This window comes from Gilliamella sp. wkB292 (genome assembly GCF_001690235.1).
GTDB classification, from domain to species: Bacteria; Pseudomonadota; Gammaproteobacteria; order Enterobacterales; family Orbaceae; genus Gilliamella; species Gilliamella apicola_F.
In genome coordinates, this window is sequence record NZ_LZGO01000077.1 from 18,032 (window position 1) to 35,414 (window position 17,383).

A 17,383-nucleotide genomic window follows, 5' to 3' on the forward strand; every position below is an offset into this window, starting at 1 on the left:
ATGTTAGAAATTTAAATTACAACTAGAGGTATATTATGAGTTCCATTTTTAAATCAGGAGGATACGTCCGTTGGGTGATGATCATTTTATTTGCAACGGGTGTGATTCTTAATTATGTCGATCGTAATGCACTAGGTATTATGGCTCAAGAAATTATACGTGATTTAAATATAACACCTAAAGAGTACTCGTATATTACTGGTGCTTTTCAACTAGCTTATACTCTTTTTCAACCTATTGTAGGCTGGTTTATTGATGTAATCGGTTTACGAGTCGGTTTTGCGATAATGGTCATCATTTGGTCTATTATGTGCATACTTCATGCTGGTGCAGGCACTTGGTTTCAATTAGCGATTTTACGTTTTTTTATGGGTGGTGCTGAATCTGTTGTTGCCCCAGCCAATGCTAAAGTTGTCAGTTTATGGTTTCCTAAAAAAGAACGCGCTATTGCTAATGGTTGGAGTATGGTTGGATTTTCATTGGGCGCCATGATTGCACCTCCTCTTATTTATGCGATACACCAATTTGGTGGTTGGCAGTTAGCGTTCCTAATTCCAGGTTCTGTAGGGTTAATTTGGGCAGGAATATGGCTTTACTTTTTCAGTGAACCATCGAAAAGTCGGTCTATTAGTGAAGCAGAAAGAAAATATATTTTATCCGATCAAGATGACACAGAGAGCCAACAAAACAAAAACATCTGGCAAGCGATTAAAAAAGTGATTTTGCAAAAAAAATTCTATGGTATTGCTATTCCAGCTTTTCTAGCTGAACCAGCTTGGGCGGCAGTGAATTTTTGGGTTCCTTACTATTTATTAACTGAACGCGGTATGCAATTAAAAGAGATGGCAATGTTTGTTTGGATTCCTTTCCTTGCTGCCGATTTTGGTGGTTTATCCTCCGGTTATTTTTCGCGTATGCTCAATAAACGTTTTAATTTATCTCGTGTTAATTCGGCTTGTATAACTTATCTTGGTGCTGCTTTTTTCATGTTATCGATGGCGTTTGCAAGTTTAACACAAAGCCCATATGCCGCCATTGCTTTAATTGCTATAGGTGCATGGGGACATCAGATGTTATCTGCCATGCTTACTATTCAAGTGATTGAAAACTTTGATGGTAAAGAAGTATCAACAGTAAATGGTTTGCGTGGTAGCTCGGCTTGGATTGCTAGTTTCTTATTTACGATCATTGTTGGTCAGTTTGTTGCAACAATCGGCTTTAAACCCTTTTTTATTACTATGGGCTTTTTAGATATTATTGGGGCAATTATTATGTGTTCACTGTTGTATCAGCGTAAGCAAAAGGGTTAATACCAAAATTATTATATTAGATATGCAATAAAGAAGTACATCCTAACATAAATACAAAAGGGCGGTTAACGCTCTTTTTTATTTTTGGTTATCAATAATAATAAAAAAGCCCATTATCTGGGCTTTATTTTTGATTGTGTTGACAACGGAGTTTTATTCAAAAAATGCACGTTTAATTGCGTATTCTACGCCGCGAATTTCGGCTAATCCTCTTAAACGACCAATGGCAGAATAACCCGGATTCGTTTTCTTTTTTAGATCATCTAACATTTGGTGTCCATGATCGGGGCGAACGGGAATGGCACGTTTAATTCCCGCTTTTTTACGTCGCTGTTCTTCGCTAACCAGAGCTTTAATGACTGCATACATGTCAACATCACCAGCAAGATGATCTCCTTCATGGAAAGACAAAGGATTATCTTCTCGGACTGTTGCACGTAAATGAATAAAATGAACACGGTCAGCAAATTTTTCAGCCATTTTGGCTAAATCGTTATCTTGACGAACTCCATAGGATCCAGTACAGAAGCAAAAACCATTATGAATGCTGTCTACGGTATCTTTAATCCATTGCATATCTTCAATAGTTGAAACAATGCGCGGTAACCCTAGAATAGGGCGTGGTGGATCATCAGGATGTACGGTTAAGACTACACCGACTTCTTCTGCGACAGGTACGATGTTTTTCAGGAAATAGGCGTAATTTTCACGCAGTTTATTTTTATCAATGCCATCATAAGTGGCAAGGTGGGCTCTAAATTGATCAAGAGAGTAACCTTCTTCCGCTCCAGGTAAACCCGCAATAATATTAGCAACAAGCTTGTCCTTATCTGCTTGTGTCATGTTTTCAAAATATGTTTTTGCGCTGTCAATATCCTCTTTTGAATAATCGTTTTCTGCATTAGGTCTTTTTAAAAGATGAATATCAAATGCAGCAAAAGCAACTTGGTCAAAACGAAGTGCTTTAGAACCATCAGGTAAGGTGTAAGCAAGATCAGTTCGAGTCCAGTCTAAAACAGGCATGAAGTTATAACAAATAGTATCAATACCACAGGCGGCTAAATTACGAATTGATTGCTGATAATTGGCAATATGTTGTTCAACATTACCAGTGTGTGTTTTTATCTCTTCATGAATGGGAATACTTTCAACAACTGACCAAGTTAACCCTTTTTCTTCAATCATGTTTTTGCGTTTTTGAATCTCTTCAATCGGCCACACTTCACCATTAGGGATATGGTGTAAAGCTGTCACAATTCCTGTTGCCCCAGCTTGCCTAATGTCATCTAATGATACTGGATCGCTAGGACCAAACCAACGCATTGTTTGTTCCATCTAAATTCTCCTTAAATTTTTAGCTTACTTAAATTTCAATAGCTAAAAGATCGATAAATGACGTCGGTTTTATGTTGTTCATTGGTTAACAATGTTAACAGGAATAGAATCAAATAAATAACCATCAAAATTTGGATCTTCACTATCAGAAACGGTCATCAATGTTTGTTTAACATTTTCTAAATGTTGCCACATTGCATGGCGCGCAGCCATCGCATCTTTTATTTGCAAAGCTTGTAAAATTTTTTCATGGTCATCAAGCCATTTTTTTCGATAACTGTGATCAGTGATGCGACTATGCAATTGATTCCACATTTTACTTGCTGATCGTCTTTGCCATAAATCCTGTAATAAACCTTCAAGTACTGAGTTTTTAGTCGCTTTGGCGATCGTGATATGAAACAATTCATCGGCACTGTAATCATCAATTAACCCTTGCTCTAACATTTGTCGTTCTTGTTCCAAGATTGATCTCAGCTCAATGATATCGGATTTGACTATTTGTGATGCGGCAAAAGCGGCAATATTACTTTCAATTAATTGTCTTGCTTGCAATAATTCAAATGGTCCAAAATCTTCCTCTTCAATTTTTTTATCTTTTTCGGATAAGATTTCATCTGGTAAACCAATTACATAAACGCCCGATCCTTTTTTAACTGTCACTAAATTTTCCAGTTCTAACATAATTAGTGCTTCACGTACTACCGTTCTACTCACACTAAATGCTTCGGCAATGTCTCGTTCAGGTGGTAGTCTATCACCTAACTTATAAGTCCCACTTTTCAATAATAATTTTAGCTCATTACCAATTTCTTGATATAGCCGATTAACCGTAAGCATTATCTATAAATCCCCATTCTTACATCGATTTACTGTAATTATACGCTAAATATTATCAGTACCAGAAGTTGTTTATAAAATAATGGGCGCTAATTTTATAATTGGAATACCAATTTTGGTGTTCATTATAAATATTTTGTTATCTTCGACTATAAAATAAACCAAAAAACGTGATTTTAATCACAAAAAATAAAAAATATAGATGAAAAATTTATTAACAAGTGAAAATATGTTTAACCAATATTATTGGTAAACAATTATCTATGGTAGAAAACAATGTTAAATTTATTAGGTGTACCTTCATCAATTCACAATAAACCTTCTTATAACAGAGATAACATGATCGCACGTATTGTCCATTTAGGGTTTGGTGCTTTTCATCGCGCGCATCAAGCTCTATTTACCGATCGATTATTGAATCGAGGTAAGAGTGACTGGGGTATTTGCGAAGTTAATATTGTGGGCGGTGAACAATTAATTGATGATATTCGTAAGCAAGATCATCTTTATACAGTTTTAGAAAAAGGCGCAACGACTAAAGAAGCATTCATTATTGGTAGTGTAAAAGAATCACTGTTAGCGACGAGTGATGGTATTGATACGATTTTGGAAAAGATGGCTGATCCTATTGTTGAGATTGTATCATTAACAGTCACAGAAAAAGGCTATTGCATGTTACCCGGTGGTTCAGGTTTAGATTTGAATAATGCGCTGATTAAGGCTGATTTGGCTAATCCATCTAAGCCAATGTCGGCTCCGGGGGTGATTGTTGAAGCGCTTTATCGAAGAATGCAGCGAGGATTAAGGTCATTTACCGCACTATCTTGTGACAATATTCCAGAGAATGGATTGGTATTGAAAAAAGCGATTTTAGGTTTAGCTAATGCTCGTGATACTCAGTTAGCTTCGTGGATTGAGGCTAATACTACTTTTCCTTGTACGATGGTTGATCGCATTGTACCGGCTGCAACATCTGAAACGTTGACGGAAATTGAACATGCTTTGGGTGGAATGTTTGATCCATGTGGTATTGCTTGTGAACCATTTATCCAATGGGTGATTGAAGATAATTTTGTGACGAATCGACCTAATTGGAATGAAGTCGGTGCAGAATTTGTTGATGATGTTGTTCCTTATGAAGAGATGAAACTGAGAATGTTAAACGGCAGTCATTCATTTTTAGCTTATTTAGGTTATTTAGCAGGTTATGAACATATTAATGATTGTATGAATGATGTGAATTACAAAAAAGCAACATTACATCTGATGCTGAAACAGCAAGCGCCGACACTTCATGTTCCTTCTCATGTTAATTTACAGCACTATGCGAATAAACTGATTGAAAGATTTAGCAATCCATCTCTTAAACATAAAACGTGGCAAATTGCGATGGATGGTACCCAAAAATTACCACAACGCTTGCTTGATTCAATCCGTTGGCATATTAGTCATCATTCTGATTTTTCATTACTGGCTTTAGGTGTGGCAGGTTGGATGCGTTATGTTGGGGGCGTTGATGATAATAATCAGGCTATTGATGTTCGCGATCCAATGTTAAATGAGCTTAATAACTTAGTTAAATCCAGTCCAGACGGACTTGAAAGAGTTGATGCCTTGCTCAGCCTTAATGCAGTGTTTGGAACCGATTTACCGAAAAACGCACTATTTAAACAAAAAGTGAGTGAGTATTATCTTTCTTTGATGCATAAAGGCGCAAAACAAACAATCAACGACTTATTAATCTAATTTTGGATAAGACAGCATGAAAAGTTTTTTAGATGATAATTTTTTATTACAGACTGATGCAGCACAAAGGCTTTATTTTGATTATGCTCAAGATCAACCTATCTATGACTATCACTGCCATCTTTCACCAAAAGAAATCGCGGAAAATAAAAATTTTCGTAATTTAGCTGAAATCTGGTTAGCAGGAGATCATTACAAATGGCGAGTACTACGCACTGCGGGTATTAATGAAAATCTAATAACAGGTAATGCTACTGATTATGATAAATATCTAACTTGGGCAAAAGTTGTGCCATTGACGCTAGGTAACCCAATTTATCATTGGACTCATTTAGAACTAAAACGCCCATTTGGTATAAAAAATATTCTTCTTAATGAAAACACCGCCGAAAGAATTTGGTTGCAAGCAAACGAGCTGTTGGCGACAAAAGAATTTTCTACCCAAGGCATTTTAAAGCAAATGCAGGTAAAAGCGGTAGGCACAACTGATGATCCAATTGATTCTCTTGAATATCATAAAAAAATTAGTTTGGATAATGCGTTTGAAACTAAAGTTCGCCCAAGTTGGCGACCTGATAAAGTGTTTAAAATTGAGTTATCCGGATTTACAGATTATATCGCTCAACTGGGTGTAGCTGCTGATATTGAAATTAATAGTTTTGAGAAACTGCGTTGTGCTTTGACAAAAAGGTTAGATCATTTTGAACAACATGGTTGTCAAGCAGCTGATCATGGTATCGAAATATTGCGTTATGCCGATATTCCTCCTGAAAAACAGCTTGATCACATTCTAACAAAGCGTTTAATGAATCAATCTTTATCCGAAGTAGAAATAGCCCAATTTAGTACCGCTATTCTTGTGTGGTTAGGTAAGCAATATCATCAGCGTAACTGGGTTATGCAATTACATTTAGGCGCGTTACGAAATAATAATCAACGAATGTTTAAAATACTCGGGCCCGATGCTGGTTTTGATTCTATTGGTGATAGGCCAATGGCTGAACCTTTATCCTCGCTGCTTGGTTTATTAGATTTGACCGATCAATTACCTAAAACCATTTTGTATTGTTTAAACCCACGTGATAACGAAGTGATAGCTACTATGGTGGGCAATTTCCAAGGCTCGGATATGGCGGGTAAAATCCAATTTGGTTCGGGATGGTGGTTTAACGATCAAAAAGATGGTATGCAGCGTCAATTGATGCAGCTTTCTCAAATGGGGTTATTAAGTCAATTTGTGGGAATGTTAACTGATTCTCGTAGTTTTTTATCTTTTACAAGGCATGAATACTTTAGGCGAATTTTGTGCAATATGATTGGTGATTGGATGGAAAATGGTGAAATCCCTGCGGATTTTGATTTGGTTGGGAATATGGTTAGGAATATCTGTTTTGATAATGCTCATCGTTATTTTCAAACTAAAATCCATAAATAATATGCCAATGTAACGCTATACGCAAAGCTTTATGTGTTTGACTAACTGTGTTGTTAAATGTTTTAAATAAATTGATACCAATTAAGAGGTTGTCTAATGAAAACGTTAAAAAAATGGATATTTAAAAAAGAGCAAAATAATTGTATTGAACTTTTAGTGGATGAGAAATACAACTTTTGCTTATACGTGTTAGAAGAAAGAATGTTCCGAGTCTTAATTAAGCGACCGGATAGTTTATCATTAGACAGAACTTGGAGTATTGCGCCGAATGGTGATGTGCCATTAGAGGGACGCGATAGATTAAGTACCGAAGGTTTTTCACTACCAACATATCAATTATCACATTCAGATAATCAAATAACAGTTAGCACACAACATTTACGCGTGACAATTAAGCAACCACTGTCGTTAATGTGGGAGTATAAGAACAAAAATCAACAATGGGAGCTTCTGGTTGAAGATAGAAGTACCAGTGCATATCTAATAAACCCGCATGGTGATGGTATTGCACATTACCAACGAAGGTATCAAGATGAACAATACTATGGTTTGGGTGATAAAGCTGGGGATCTTAATCGTGCAGGTCGTCGCTTTGAAATGCGTAATCTTGATGCAATGGGGTATAATGCTAAAGATACCGATCCACTTTATAAGCATATTCCATTTACCATTACGCACCGTAATCAAGTCAGTTTTGGACTGTTTTATGATAATTTAAGTAGTTGTTGGATCGATTTAGGAACAGAACACGATAATTATCACTTGCCATATCGTCGTTATCAGGCTGAAGCGGGTGACATCGATTTTTATATCTTTTTAGGTCCTAAAATTATCGATGTGACGAAATCTTTCATTAAACTGACGGGTAAAACTTTTTTTGGTCCTAAATGGAGTCTAGGGTATAGTGGTTCAACAATGTTCTATACTGATGCCCCTAACGCTCAAGAACAAATGCAAAATTTTATTGATTTGTGTAAAGAGCATGGTATCGCTTGTGATTCATTTCAACTCTCTTCGGGATATACATCAATTAATGGTAAACGCTATGTGTTCAATTGGAACTATGATAAATTCCCCGATCCAAAAGCGTTTACACAATCTTACCATGCTGCGGGTTTGAAAATTGCAGCCAATATTAAGCCTTGTTTGTTACAAGATCATCCTAAATATAAAGAAGTGGCTGATAAAGGATTATTTATTAAAGATTCGGAAAGTGATGCACCTGAACGCTCAATGTTTTGGGATGATGAAGGCTCTCACTTAGATTTCACCAATCCACAAGCCTATAATTGGTGGAAACAAAACGTTACTGAGCAGCTTTTAGAGATGGGAATCGACGCGACATGGAATGATAATAATGAGTTCGAAGTGTGGGATGGTGAAGCTCGTTGTCATGGCTTTGGTCAGCAGATTGCGATAAAACATATTCGTCCAGTTATGCCTTTACTTATGTCTAGAGCTTCAATGGAAGCACAACAAAACTATAATCCAACTATTCGTCCTTATTTAATTTCTCGTTCAGGTTGTGCCGGTATTCAACGCTATGTGCAAACATGGTCGGGGGATAATCGTACCAATTGGCAGACGCTGAAATACAATATACGCATGGGTTTAGGCATGAGTTTGTCCGGTCTATATAATGTCGGGCATGATGTTGGTGGTTTTTCGGGTGATAAACCAGATGCAGAATTATTTGTACGTTGGGTACAAAATGGCATTATGCATCCGCGTTTTACCATTCATTCTTGGAATGATGATCATACCGTCAATGAACCATGGATGTATCAAGAAGTTACGCCGATTATTCGCGATACAATCTGCCTGCGATATCAATTATTACCTTATTTTTATAATTTACTCTGGGAAGCCCATCAACACGATGAACCAATGTTAAGACCAACATTTTTAGATCATGAACATGATTTACAGACGTTTGTTGAAACTGATGATTTTATGATTGGTCAGGATTTATTAGTGGCAAGTATTGTTGAACCGGGTCAACGTCAACGAGTCGTTTATTTACCTGACAATCAGGTTGGTTGGTATTGTTATCATTCTCATCAGTGGTTTAGTGGTAAACAGTCAATCACTTTACCCGCGCCATTAGAATCATTTCCATTGTTAGTTAAAGCGGGTTCGATTATTCCTGTTTCAAAACGCCTAGCTTATGTGAATCATAAACTCGATGATTATCGAGAGTTTAAAGTTTTCCCAGCTAAAGGTATTCATACCTCTCAAGGTTGTTTTTTTGAAGATGATGGTGAAAGCTATGCTTATCAAAATGGTGTGGGGTTATGGATCAATTGGCAGTTAGTTTCGACTAATGATCGAATTGATCTTCGTTTGGAAGCAAATGGAAGTTATATTCCAGCTTGGCAAGAGCTGGTCATTACCTTACCAAAAGGAGAATTGCGTACACTTTATATTAACGGTGAGCCAGTAAATAAGGTTAATTTAAGTGCAATAAGCTAATGTACTTACTTACACTACGCTTTATAACAAAACGTTTTAAAGTGTATAAATAATTAGTATTTAAATATGAATTAAAAGATAAATTTTCAATTTATTGGTGCTTTTATTAGGATTAATAACATTTGATTTTACTTCGTTGTATCAACGACTTAATGTAACTGATGCAAGAGTATTATGATTCTGGAATAAGAAAAATTCAGAACACAAATTTTAATCTTGATAAAAGTCACCTTATTTTGAAATTTATTTTCTATTATGTCTTAATGAAGATTTAAAAAACTGTAAATCCATTTTTATAGCAGGACATTTATTATGAAATAAGGTAAATTATTTACTGTTGTATTTTATATACAAAGTTAATGTGACATTAAGAATGTAAGGATAAACATAATAGATGCGTTATAACCAGCCACAAATATTACCGTCGATTTTGTCACAACAATCTTGGTTATCTGAGATAAAAGAAAGAACATTTGCATTGGCTAAATTAGCGGATGTGATTAATGAGTTATTGCCTTCTCCATTACAACAGCATTATAGAATTGCGAATTATCGCCAAGGTGTGCTAATTTTAGAGGTGAGTTCAGCTAATTGGTTAACTCGATTAAAATATGAGCAAAATCATTTACTATCGGGTATACGTAAAAAAGTTTTACCGTCTTTATCTTCTATCCAATTTAAAATTAATCCCGACCTGTTAGTTGGTTCATCAATAATGAGTGACAATGCATTGAAAAGTGCCAGTGCAAGCCGCATATTAACTACTCAGAGTGCAACATACTTGTATAGTTTGGCGGAAAGTGCGCCCGATAAATTAAAAAAACAATTGATTAAACTTGCTAACCATGCAAAATAAGTAAAACAATTGAACGATAATGTATATACTAGAACAAAATAAATACAAGGAGTGAAATATGGATAAACAGATGATGATTTATCTGGCGATTGGTGTAGTAATTGGTTTTATTATCGGGTTTATTTTAACTAATATGTTTAGTAGAAAAGGCCGTGAGTTTGCAAAAGTAAAACGTGAACTTGAACGCACACAAGAAGAGCTTAAAACACAAAAACAGACTATTGTTAAACACTTTTCACACAGTGCAGAAATATTAGATAATATGGCTAAAGAGTTTCGTCGCCTTTATCAACATATGGCTGAAAATTCAGGTAAATTCTCGTCTGATGATGATATCACTGCTATCGCTTTAGATATGAATAAAGATCCGGATATTAAAACAGAAATCACACTTGAAAAACAACCTAAAGACTATTCTGATAACCCTTCTGGTTTATTTAAAACAGACGAAAATAAATCTTAACTAGTTCTAACTCTTTTCGCCAGTGTTATCTGGCGAAACATTAATGTAAAAAAATCAATTGTTAAAAACGAGAGTGTTTTATGATTAATAATTCTTTACGAAAACCAAAAAAATTATTCAGTGCAATTGCATTAACGTTAGGTATGGTCTTATCAGGGTTACCCAATGCCTATGCTACTCTCCCTGCCATTTCAACGGGAGATAACGCATCACAACCTAGTTTAGCGCCTATGCTTGAAACGGTATTACCTTCTGTCGTTAGTATTAAGGTAGAAGGAACAGCACAAATGCAAACTAATATTCCGGAAGAATTTAGACGATTTTTTGGTTATCCAGATAGCCAATCAAGATCTTTTACCGGTCAAGGATCGGGCGTGATTATTGATGCTGATAAAGGCTATATTGTCACCAATAATCATGTGATTGATAATGCCGATACTATTACTGTGGTATTAAATGATGGTCATGAATATAAAGCAAAATTAATTGGTAAAGATCCACAAAGTGATATTGCCTTATTGAAGGTTGAAGATGCTAAAAAATTAATTGCCATTAAATTAGCTGATTCAGATAAAATGCGCGTAGGTGATTTTGTGGTCGCCATTGGTAATCCATTTGGAATTGGTCAAACTGTTACTTCCGGGATTATTTCAGCCTTAGCGCGTAGTGGGCTAAATATGAATGGTTTTGAAAACTTCATTCAAACCGATGCTTCAATTAATCGTGGTAATTCAGGCGGTGCATTAGTGAATTTAAACGGCGAATTAGTTGGCATTAATACAGCAATTATTGCACCTAGTGGTGGCAATGTTGGTATAGGATTTGCGATTCCAAGTAATATGGTAAAAAACTTGACGTCTCAACTTATCGAATACGGTGAAGTTAAACGTGGCGTACTTGGCATTAAAGGTAATGAGTTAACTTCAGATATAGCCAAAGCTTTCGACCTTGATGTGCAAAAGGGAGCTTTTGTAAGTGAAGTGATTGATGATTCAGCCGCTAAAGATGCAGGTATAAAATCTGGTGATGTCATTATATCAATGGATGGCAAACCAGTTGATAGTTTTGCGGAATTACGCGCTAAAATTGCCACTACTGGCGCAGGTCGAACCGTAAAATTAGGTTTGATTCGTGATGGTAAAGAGATGACAGTAGATGTTAAACTAAAAAATAGTGATGAATCTTCAACTGAAGCTAAATCATTACATCCTGCTCTTGAAGGTGCAACATTAAGCAATGGTGATGTTAAAGGTAAAAAAGGGGTATTAATCGAAAGTATTGCTAAAAATTCACCAGCATCACGATTAAGTTTACAAGAGGGCGACCTTATTACTGGTGTAAATAAAGAAAGAATCAATAATATTGCTGATTTACGTAAAATTATTGATAGTAAACCATCTGCTATTGCTTTAAATATTGTGCGTGGTGATAGCCAGCTTTATCTTATTTTACGCTAATTAACGCTTTAGCTACATTTCGCCGATAATATTATCGGCGAAAACTTAAATTCTAACCTGTCATTAGATATGATAAAATCATCACTATTCATTCTTATCTAGATACCTCTAATAATGCTCAAAAAATTTTTATGGCCAATGTTGATTGGTGCGGTTTTAGCGATTGTATTATTAATTATTTTTCCATCCTTGCGTAATGGCACTCAGTCAAATTTTCCAAGATCGATTTTTAATAATGATCCGATGAGTTATTCAGATGCGGTAAAAGTTGCTGCGCCAGCGGTAGTTAATATTTATAGTCGCTCTATTAATTCTTTGCCCAAACAACCTCAAGATAGTGCAATTACGCCATTGGGTTCGGGTGTAATTATGAGCGACCATGGTTATATTATTACCAATTATCATGTGGTTGATGGTGCAGAACAAATTATTGTCGCTTTACAAGATGGTCGAATATTTGAAGCTTTATCGGTTGGTACTGATAAACTTGTTGATATTGCGGTATTAAAGATTGAAGCAAGTAATATTCCAACTATACCTATTAATCCTAATCGCGAACCTAAAATAGGTGATGTGGTTCTCGCCATTGGTAATCCTTATAATATTGGGCAAACGATCACCCAAGGTATTATTAGTGCGACAGGTCGTGATGGATTAAGTCCTTATCGAAGACAAAACTTTATTCAAACAGATGCATCAATTAACCATGGTAATTCAGGGGGAGCATTAGTTAATAGTAAAGGTGAATTAGTCGGTATTAATACCTTAACATTTGCTAAAAATCTAGGTAATGAAGTGCCTGAAGGTATCGGTTTTGCTATTCCTACCGCCTTAGCGGTTAAAATTATGAATAAATTAATTCAAGACGGTAAAGTGATTAGGGGCTATATCGGTATTGATGGGTTAGAGTTTGCCCCGACTCAAAATCCGAGTGATCCACCGGTTGTATTAGGCATTTTGGTGACTAATGCGGAAGGGCCGTCATTACAAGCGGGTGTTCAAGCTAATGATATTTTGATTATGGTCGATAATAAACCGGTCAAATCCATTGTTGAAACGATGGATAGAATTGCAGAGTTGAAACCGGGTACAACAATCCCCATTATTGTATTACGCAATGGAGAAAGAATTGAACTTCAAGTGACAATAGGTCAATTACCAGTTTAACTATTTTGTTACTTGATTATAGCCACTATTGGGCGTATAATTTGCGCCCTTATCATGTTTTTTTAACACTCGTATGGTGTTTAGATTTTGCTTTTAGCCATCTATATAGCGATACGAACAAACTTTAGAGGTTTATTATGAAAGAAGGTATCCATCCTCAATATACAGCCATTACAGCAACTTGTTCATGCGGTAATGTGATTAAAACACATTCAACTATTGGTCACGATATCCATCTTGACGTATGTGGTGAGTGCCACCCATTCTACACTGGTAAACAACGTGATGTTGCAACTGGTGGACGTGTAGATAAATTCAAACAACGTTTTGCTATGGTTGGCGGCAAAAAATAAGATTGTAATGAATCATTATCAAAAAAGGCGCTTAATGCGCCTTTTTGTTTTTACTATGCTTTGAAATTTCATTTTATTCATCGATTAAGTTAGGATCAATGCCTAAATTGCGCATAATTTTTTGAGCTTGCATTGGAATAACATCTTCACGATCTTTTTGTAAATCCTCATCACAAGGTAGAGGTTGACCAGTGTAGGCATGCAAAAAGGCTTCACATAATAATTCGCTATTTGTGGCATGGCGTAAATTATTTACCTGTCGGCGAGTACGTTCATCAGTTAATATTTTTAGGACTTTTAACGGAATTGACACTGTAATTTTTTTTACTTGCTCACTTTTCTTACCATGCTCTGCATAAGGGCTTATATATTCGCCATTCCATTCCATCATTGTTCACCAGTATTACATTACAATTAATGTGGATAATTTTATCGTTTTTTTTTAATAACTGCAATCTACACATCGAGACAGTTAGACGTCTAGACATGTTGACGGCTTTATTTATTGTGCTATTCTTATACAAAAGGTATCTAATAATAAATAAACGTTTTAGGATGATATTATGGCTAGCCAATCAAAAAATTTAAGCCAAGGAACAATTGCTGTTCGTGGTGGATTAAATACTGATGATCAATATGGAAGTGTTGTCCCTGTGATTACCCCTTCAACTTGTTACCGCTATCAAGAGTTCGCTACACCAAGACAATTTGATTACGCGCGCAAATCTAATCCAAGTCGGCGATTAGTAGAACAAACTGTTGCTAAGTTAGAAGGTGGGGCTGATGCAATTTTGACTAATTGTGGTATGTCAGCTATTCATTTGGTTAGTGTTGCATTATTAACGCCCAATGATTTAGTTGTGGCACCTCATGATTGTTATGGTGGGAGTTATCGCCTTTTTAATAGTTTAAGTGAGCGAGGTTATTTTAAAGCTAAATTTGTCGATCAATCTGATCCTATTGCATTAAAACAAGCATTGAGTTTAGGGCCTAAATTAGTTTTAATCGAATCTCCGAGTAACCCATTATTACGCGTGGTGGATATTCAAGACATTACTCGTCAAGCGCATGAAGCCGGCGCTATTGTTTTGGTTGATAATACTTTTATGACGCCTATCTTACAAAAACCTTTAGAACTTGGTGCCGACATTGTCACCCATTCGTGTACTAAATTTTTAAATGGCCATTCTGATTTATTGGCAGGAATTTTGGTGTTTAAGGATCAACAACTTGCAACAGATGTGTTATGGTGGGCAAACAATATTGGTACTTTGACTTCATCATTTGATAGTTACTTGTTATTGCGTGGTTTACGTACTTTAGCTGCTCGAGTGAAATTACAACAAGATAATGCGCAAAAAGTAGTGGAATTCTTAGTTAATCATCCTAAAGTAGCAAAAGTTTATCATCCATCATTACCTTCAAATCTTGGACATGAAATAGCTAAAAAACAACAAAAAGGCTTCGGTTCATTGCTAAGTTTTGAACTTGCAGGTCAAGCAGATGTTATGCCAAAATTCTTAAAAGCTCTTAATATTTTTACTTTAGCGCAATCATTAGGCGGTGTAGAAAGTTTAATTTGCCATCCTGCAACGATGACGCATTCTGGAATAAGTGCAGAAGCGCGTAAAACTGCTGGTATTTCAGACCAGTTATTGCGTATTTCAGTAGGGTTAGAAGAAGTAGATGATTTATTAGCTGATTTACAGCAAGCATTATCGGTTATTTAAACTATTTTTTTAGATGATATGGGGATGATGACAAATTATTATTTTCATTATTCCCATTGCGATTAATAGCGCTAAGTTTGGTGACTTAAGTCGCTAAATTAAAATAGTCATTCGTCATTTTTTCGATAGCAGCAAGCATGTCATCAACAGTATGTTTTCTGCTTCGACCACATACCTTAGCCATATCTTGACATACCAAACATTGTCTGGATTGATATCCTAATTGCGTACGTGAAACACTTTGCTCAGTTTTCGCATCAATAACATCGATATCCCATAATCGACCTAATGGATGATTGTTTTCAATTTCGATACAAAGCTGTTTTAATTGATCACTTGGGCATTTGACTGAAATTATTGCTTCATAGCCTGTTAACTCACAGAATTGCTCTTCATGCATAATTTGAAGCGTATTTTTTGCTAATAAGTGGTGAATAGCAGTTATCGCCTCTTTAAACAATACGTTAGCACCAGTACTATTTTTTATTGGGCCTGGAATGACTAAACTAAGCGAAATAAGTGGAAAAGGGTAACACTTAATTGCGTTACGTTGATGCTCGACTCGCTGTTCTTTAGCCAACAACATCTGTTCAAGGCAAACTGGTGTGCCGTCATCGAATTTCAATAATATATTATTCATAATAAAAAAGCATGGCACAGTTAAATGCCATGCTATCAAGTGATAAATTAATCTTTAACTTGACGAACAACATCAATGACTGAACCATCACGGAAGTGAACAATACCCACAATTTTATCTTCAAATTCAATTGGTTTTGGTTCACCCGTTAATGAAACAGCACGTTGATATAGCTCTTCAATGCTCATCACTGGTAAATTTGCTGCTTTTAAACGTTCTGCTATTTCAGGACGAGCAGGATTAACCGCAATACCATGATCGGTCACAAGTACATCAACACTTTCACCTGGCGTTACAATCGTGGTGACTTTTTTAATGACTGTAGGAATACGGCTACGGATCAATGGTGCAACAATAATGGTTAAGTTTGCACCGGCTGCTGTATCACAGTGACCACCTGACGCGCCACGCATAACGCCATCAGAACCGGTTAACACATTAACGTTATAATCAAGGTCAATTTCTAGTGCACTTAGGATAACAATATCTAATTCATCAACACTTGCACCTTTAGATGCAGGGTTAGCATAGACATTTGTTGATACTTCAATATGATCTTTATTTCTACCTAAAGATTGACCGGCTGCGCCATCAAAGCTTTGTGTATCTAATAAACGTTTTACTAATCCTTTTTCATGCAAATCAACAATACTTGCTGTGATACCACCTAATGCAAATGATGCAGTGATATTTTTAGCGCGCATACGATTTTCTAAAAATCGCGTTGCCGCGGTTGAAGAAGCACCAGAACCGGTTTGGATAGAAAATCCATCTTTAAAATAACCTGAATACTCAATTACATCAGCTGCGTAACGTGCAATCATAAGCTCACGTGGATTGCTGGTAATACGCGCAGCCCCTACGCTAATTTTAGTTGGGTCACCAACCTCATCAACTTTCACAATATAGTCAACTTGATCTTGGCGAATAGATGCAGGATGGTTAGGATAACCAACGATATCTTCAGTAAGTAATACCACTTTTTTAGCAAATTGGGCATCAACCATGGCATAACCTAGCGCACCACATTGTGATTTACCTGATACACCATTAGCATTACCTTGCTCATCAGCAGTTGAAACAGCTAAAAATGCGATATCAATATTAATTTCACCACTTTGGATAAGTTTTACTCGTCCACCATGTGAATGGATATGGACAGGATTTTCCATTAAACCATGTGAAATTGCATCAGCCAATTTACCTCGTAAACCAGACGTATAAATTTTGGTGATCACGCCTGACTCAATATGTGGAATTAGTGCTGAGTTACAGCTTAACAATGAGCTTGAAGCTAATGTTAAGTTTTTGATACCTAACTTACTAATCGTCTCGACAACTTTGTTAATAACCTTATCACCTTCACGAAATGCGTGATGGAAAGAGATGGTCATGCCGTCACGTAATTCACATTTGTGTATTGCTTGTTCAATAGAATCACATAATTTTCGTGTGTATTTAGACTCATCTTTTAAATAGGGAGTGGTCGTATTTGCGTCAATAAATGGCGTAATATTCTTGAGATCGGGATGCTGTTTAAGCAAATCATCAATTTTTTTGTTTATAGAAGTAGTCATTT

At 36.0% G+C, this 17,383-nt stretch carries 15 protein-coding genes; 10 read left to right on the forward strand and 5 right to left on the reverse strand.

Translation table 11 applies throughout. The annotated features are described in order from the left end of the window. Positions 1-35 precede the first annotated feature (35 nt). The gene (locus tag A9G09_RS10155; RefSeq protein WP_065634723.1) at positions 36-1,310 is read left to right on the forward strand and encodes an MFS transporter; all 1,275 of its coding nucleotides are present in this window, start codon (positions 36-38) and stop codon (positions 1,308-1,310) included. 153 nt (positions 1,311-1,463) lie between these two features. On the opposite strand, the gene uxuA is transcribed toward A9G09_RS10155, so the two are convergent. Together uxuA and A9G09_RS10165 are read right to left on the reverse strand one after the other, a co-directional pair. Then, positions 1,464-2,645: a mannonate dehydratase gene (gene uxuA, locus A9G09_RS10160; protein ID WP_065634724.1), complete on the reverse strand. Its 1,182-nt coding sequence runs from the start codon at positions 2,643-2,645 to the stop codon at positions 1,464-1,466. A gap of 78 nt (positions 2,646-2,723) precedes the next feature. Then, positions 2,724-3,485, reverse strand: a complete 762-nt coding sequence (locus A9G09_RS10165; protein WP_065634725.1) for an FCD domain-containing protein — start codon at positions 3,483-3,485, stop codon at positions 2,724-2,726. A 276-nt stretch (positions 3,486-3,761) separates the two neighbouring features. On the opposite strand from A9G09_RS10165, the gene A9G09_RS10170 reads away from it, so the two are divergent. From A9G09_RS10170 to rpmE, 8 genes are all read left to right on the forward strand, one after another. After that, on the forward strand, positions 3,762-5,231 hold the full coding sequence (locus tag A9G09_RS10170) for a mannitol dehydrogenase family protein (protein ID WP_065634726.1): 1,470 nt from the start codon (positions 3,762-3,764) through the stop codon (positions 5,229-5,231). 16 nt (positions 5,232-5,247) lie between these two features. Continuing rightward, positions 5,248-6,666 carry a glucuronate isomerase gene (gene uxaC / locus A9G09_RS10175; RefSeq protein WP_065634727.1) on the forward strand — a complete coding sequence of 473 codons (1,419 nt, stop codon included), beginning with the start codon at positions 5,248-5,250 and terminating at the stop codon, positions 6,664-6,666. 96 nt (positions 6,667-6,762) lie between these two features. Further along, entirely contained in the window at positions 6,763-9,138 is a 2,376-nt protein-coding gene (locus A9G09_RS10180) for a TIM-barrel domain-containing protein (RefSeq protein ID WP_065634728.1), read from the forward strand. A gap of 394 nt (positions 9,139-9,532) precedes the next feature. Continuing rightward, positions 9,533-9,994, forward strand: coding sequence for a DUF721 domain-containing protein (locus A9G09_RS10185; protein ID WP_065634729.1), 462 nt, complete (start codon positions 9,533-9,535; stop codon positions 9,992-9,994). A gap of 58 nt (positions 9,995-10,052) precedes the next feature. Then, on the forward strand, positions 10,053-10,457 hold the full coding sequence (locus A9G09_RS10190; RefSeq protein WP_065634730.1) for a YhcB family protein: 405 nt from the start codon (positions 10,053-10,055) through the stop codon (positions 10,455-10,457). An 80-nt stretch (positions 10,458-10,537) separates the two neighbouring features. Next, the gene (locus A9G09_RS10195; protein WP_065634731.1) at positions 10,538-11,914 is read left to right on the forward strand and encodes a Do family serine endopeptidase; all 1,377 of its coding nucleotides are present in this window, start codon (positions 10,538-10,540) and stop codon (positions 11,912-11,914) included. Between the two features lie 114 nt (positions 11,915-12,028). Further along, on the forward strand, positions 12,029-13,081 hold the full coding sequence (gene degS, locus A9G09_RS10200; protein WP_065634732.1) for an outer membrane-stress sensor serine endopeptidase DegS: 1,053 nt from the start codon (positions 12,029-12,031) through the stop codon (positions 13,079-13,081). Between the two features lie 137 nt (positions 13,082-13,218). Further along, entirely contained in the window at positions 13,219-13,434 is a 216-nt protein-coding gene (gene rpmE, locus A9G09_RS10205) for a 50S ribosomal protein L31 (protein WP_065634733.1), read from the forward strand. A gap of 73 nt (positions 13,435-13,507) precedes the next feature. Here rpmE and metJ read toward each other — a convergent pair whose 3' ends face one another. After that, a complete protein-coding gene (metJ, locus tag A9G09_RS10210) occupies positions 13,508-13,825 on the reverse strand; it encodes a met regulon transcriptional regulator MetJ (protein ID WP_065634734.1) in 318 nt (105 codons plus the stop codon). A 172-nt stretch (positions 13,826-13,997) separates the two neighbouring features. Here metJ and metB point away from each other — a divergent pair, with 172 nt between their 5' ends. Further along, positions 13,998-15,164 carry a cystathionine gamma-synthase gene (gene metB / locus A9G09_RS10215; protein ID WP_065634735.1) on the forward strand — a complete coding sequence of 389 codons (1,167 nt, stop codon included), beginning with the start codon at positions 13,998-14,000 and terminating at the stop codon, positions 15,162-15,164. A gap of 85 nt (positions 15,165-15,249) precedes the next feature. Here metB and citX read toward each other — a convergent pair whose 3' ends face one another. After that, positions 15,250-15,804 carry a citrate lyase holo-[acyl-carrier protein] synthase gene (citX, locus tag A9G09_RS10220; RefSeq protein WP_065634736.1) on the reverse strand — a complete coding sequence of 185 codons (555 nt, stop codon included), beginning with the start codon at positions 15,802-15,804 and terminating at the stop codon, positions 15,250-15,252. 47 nt (positions 15,805-15,851) lie between these two features. Then, positions 15,852-17,381, reverse strand: a complete 1,530-nt coding sequence (gene citF, locus A9G09_RS10225) for a citrate lyase subunit alpha (RefSeq protein ID WP_065634737.1) — start codon at positions 17,379-17,381, stop codon at positions 15,852-15,854. Positions 17,382-17,383: the final 2 nt, after the last annotated feature.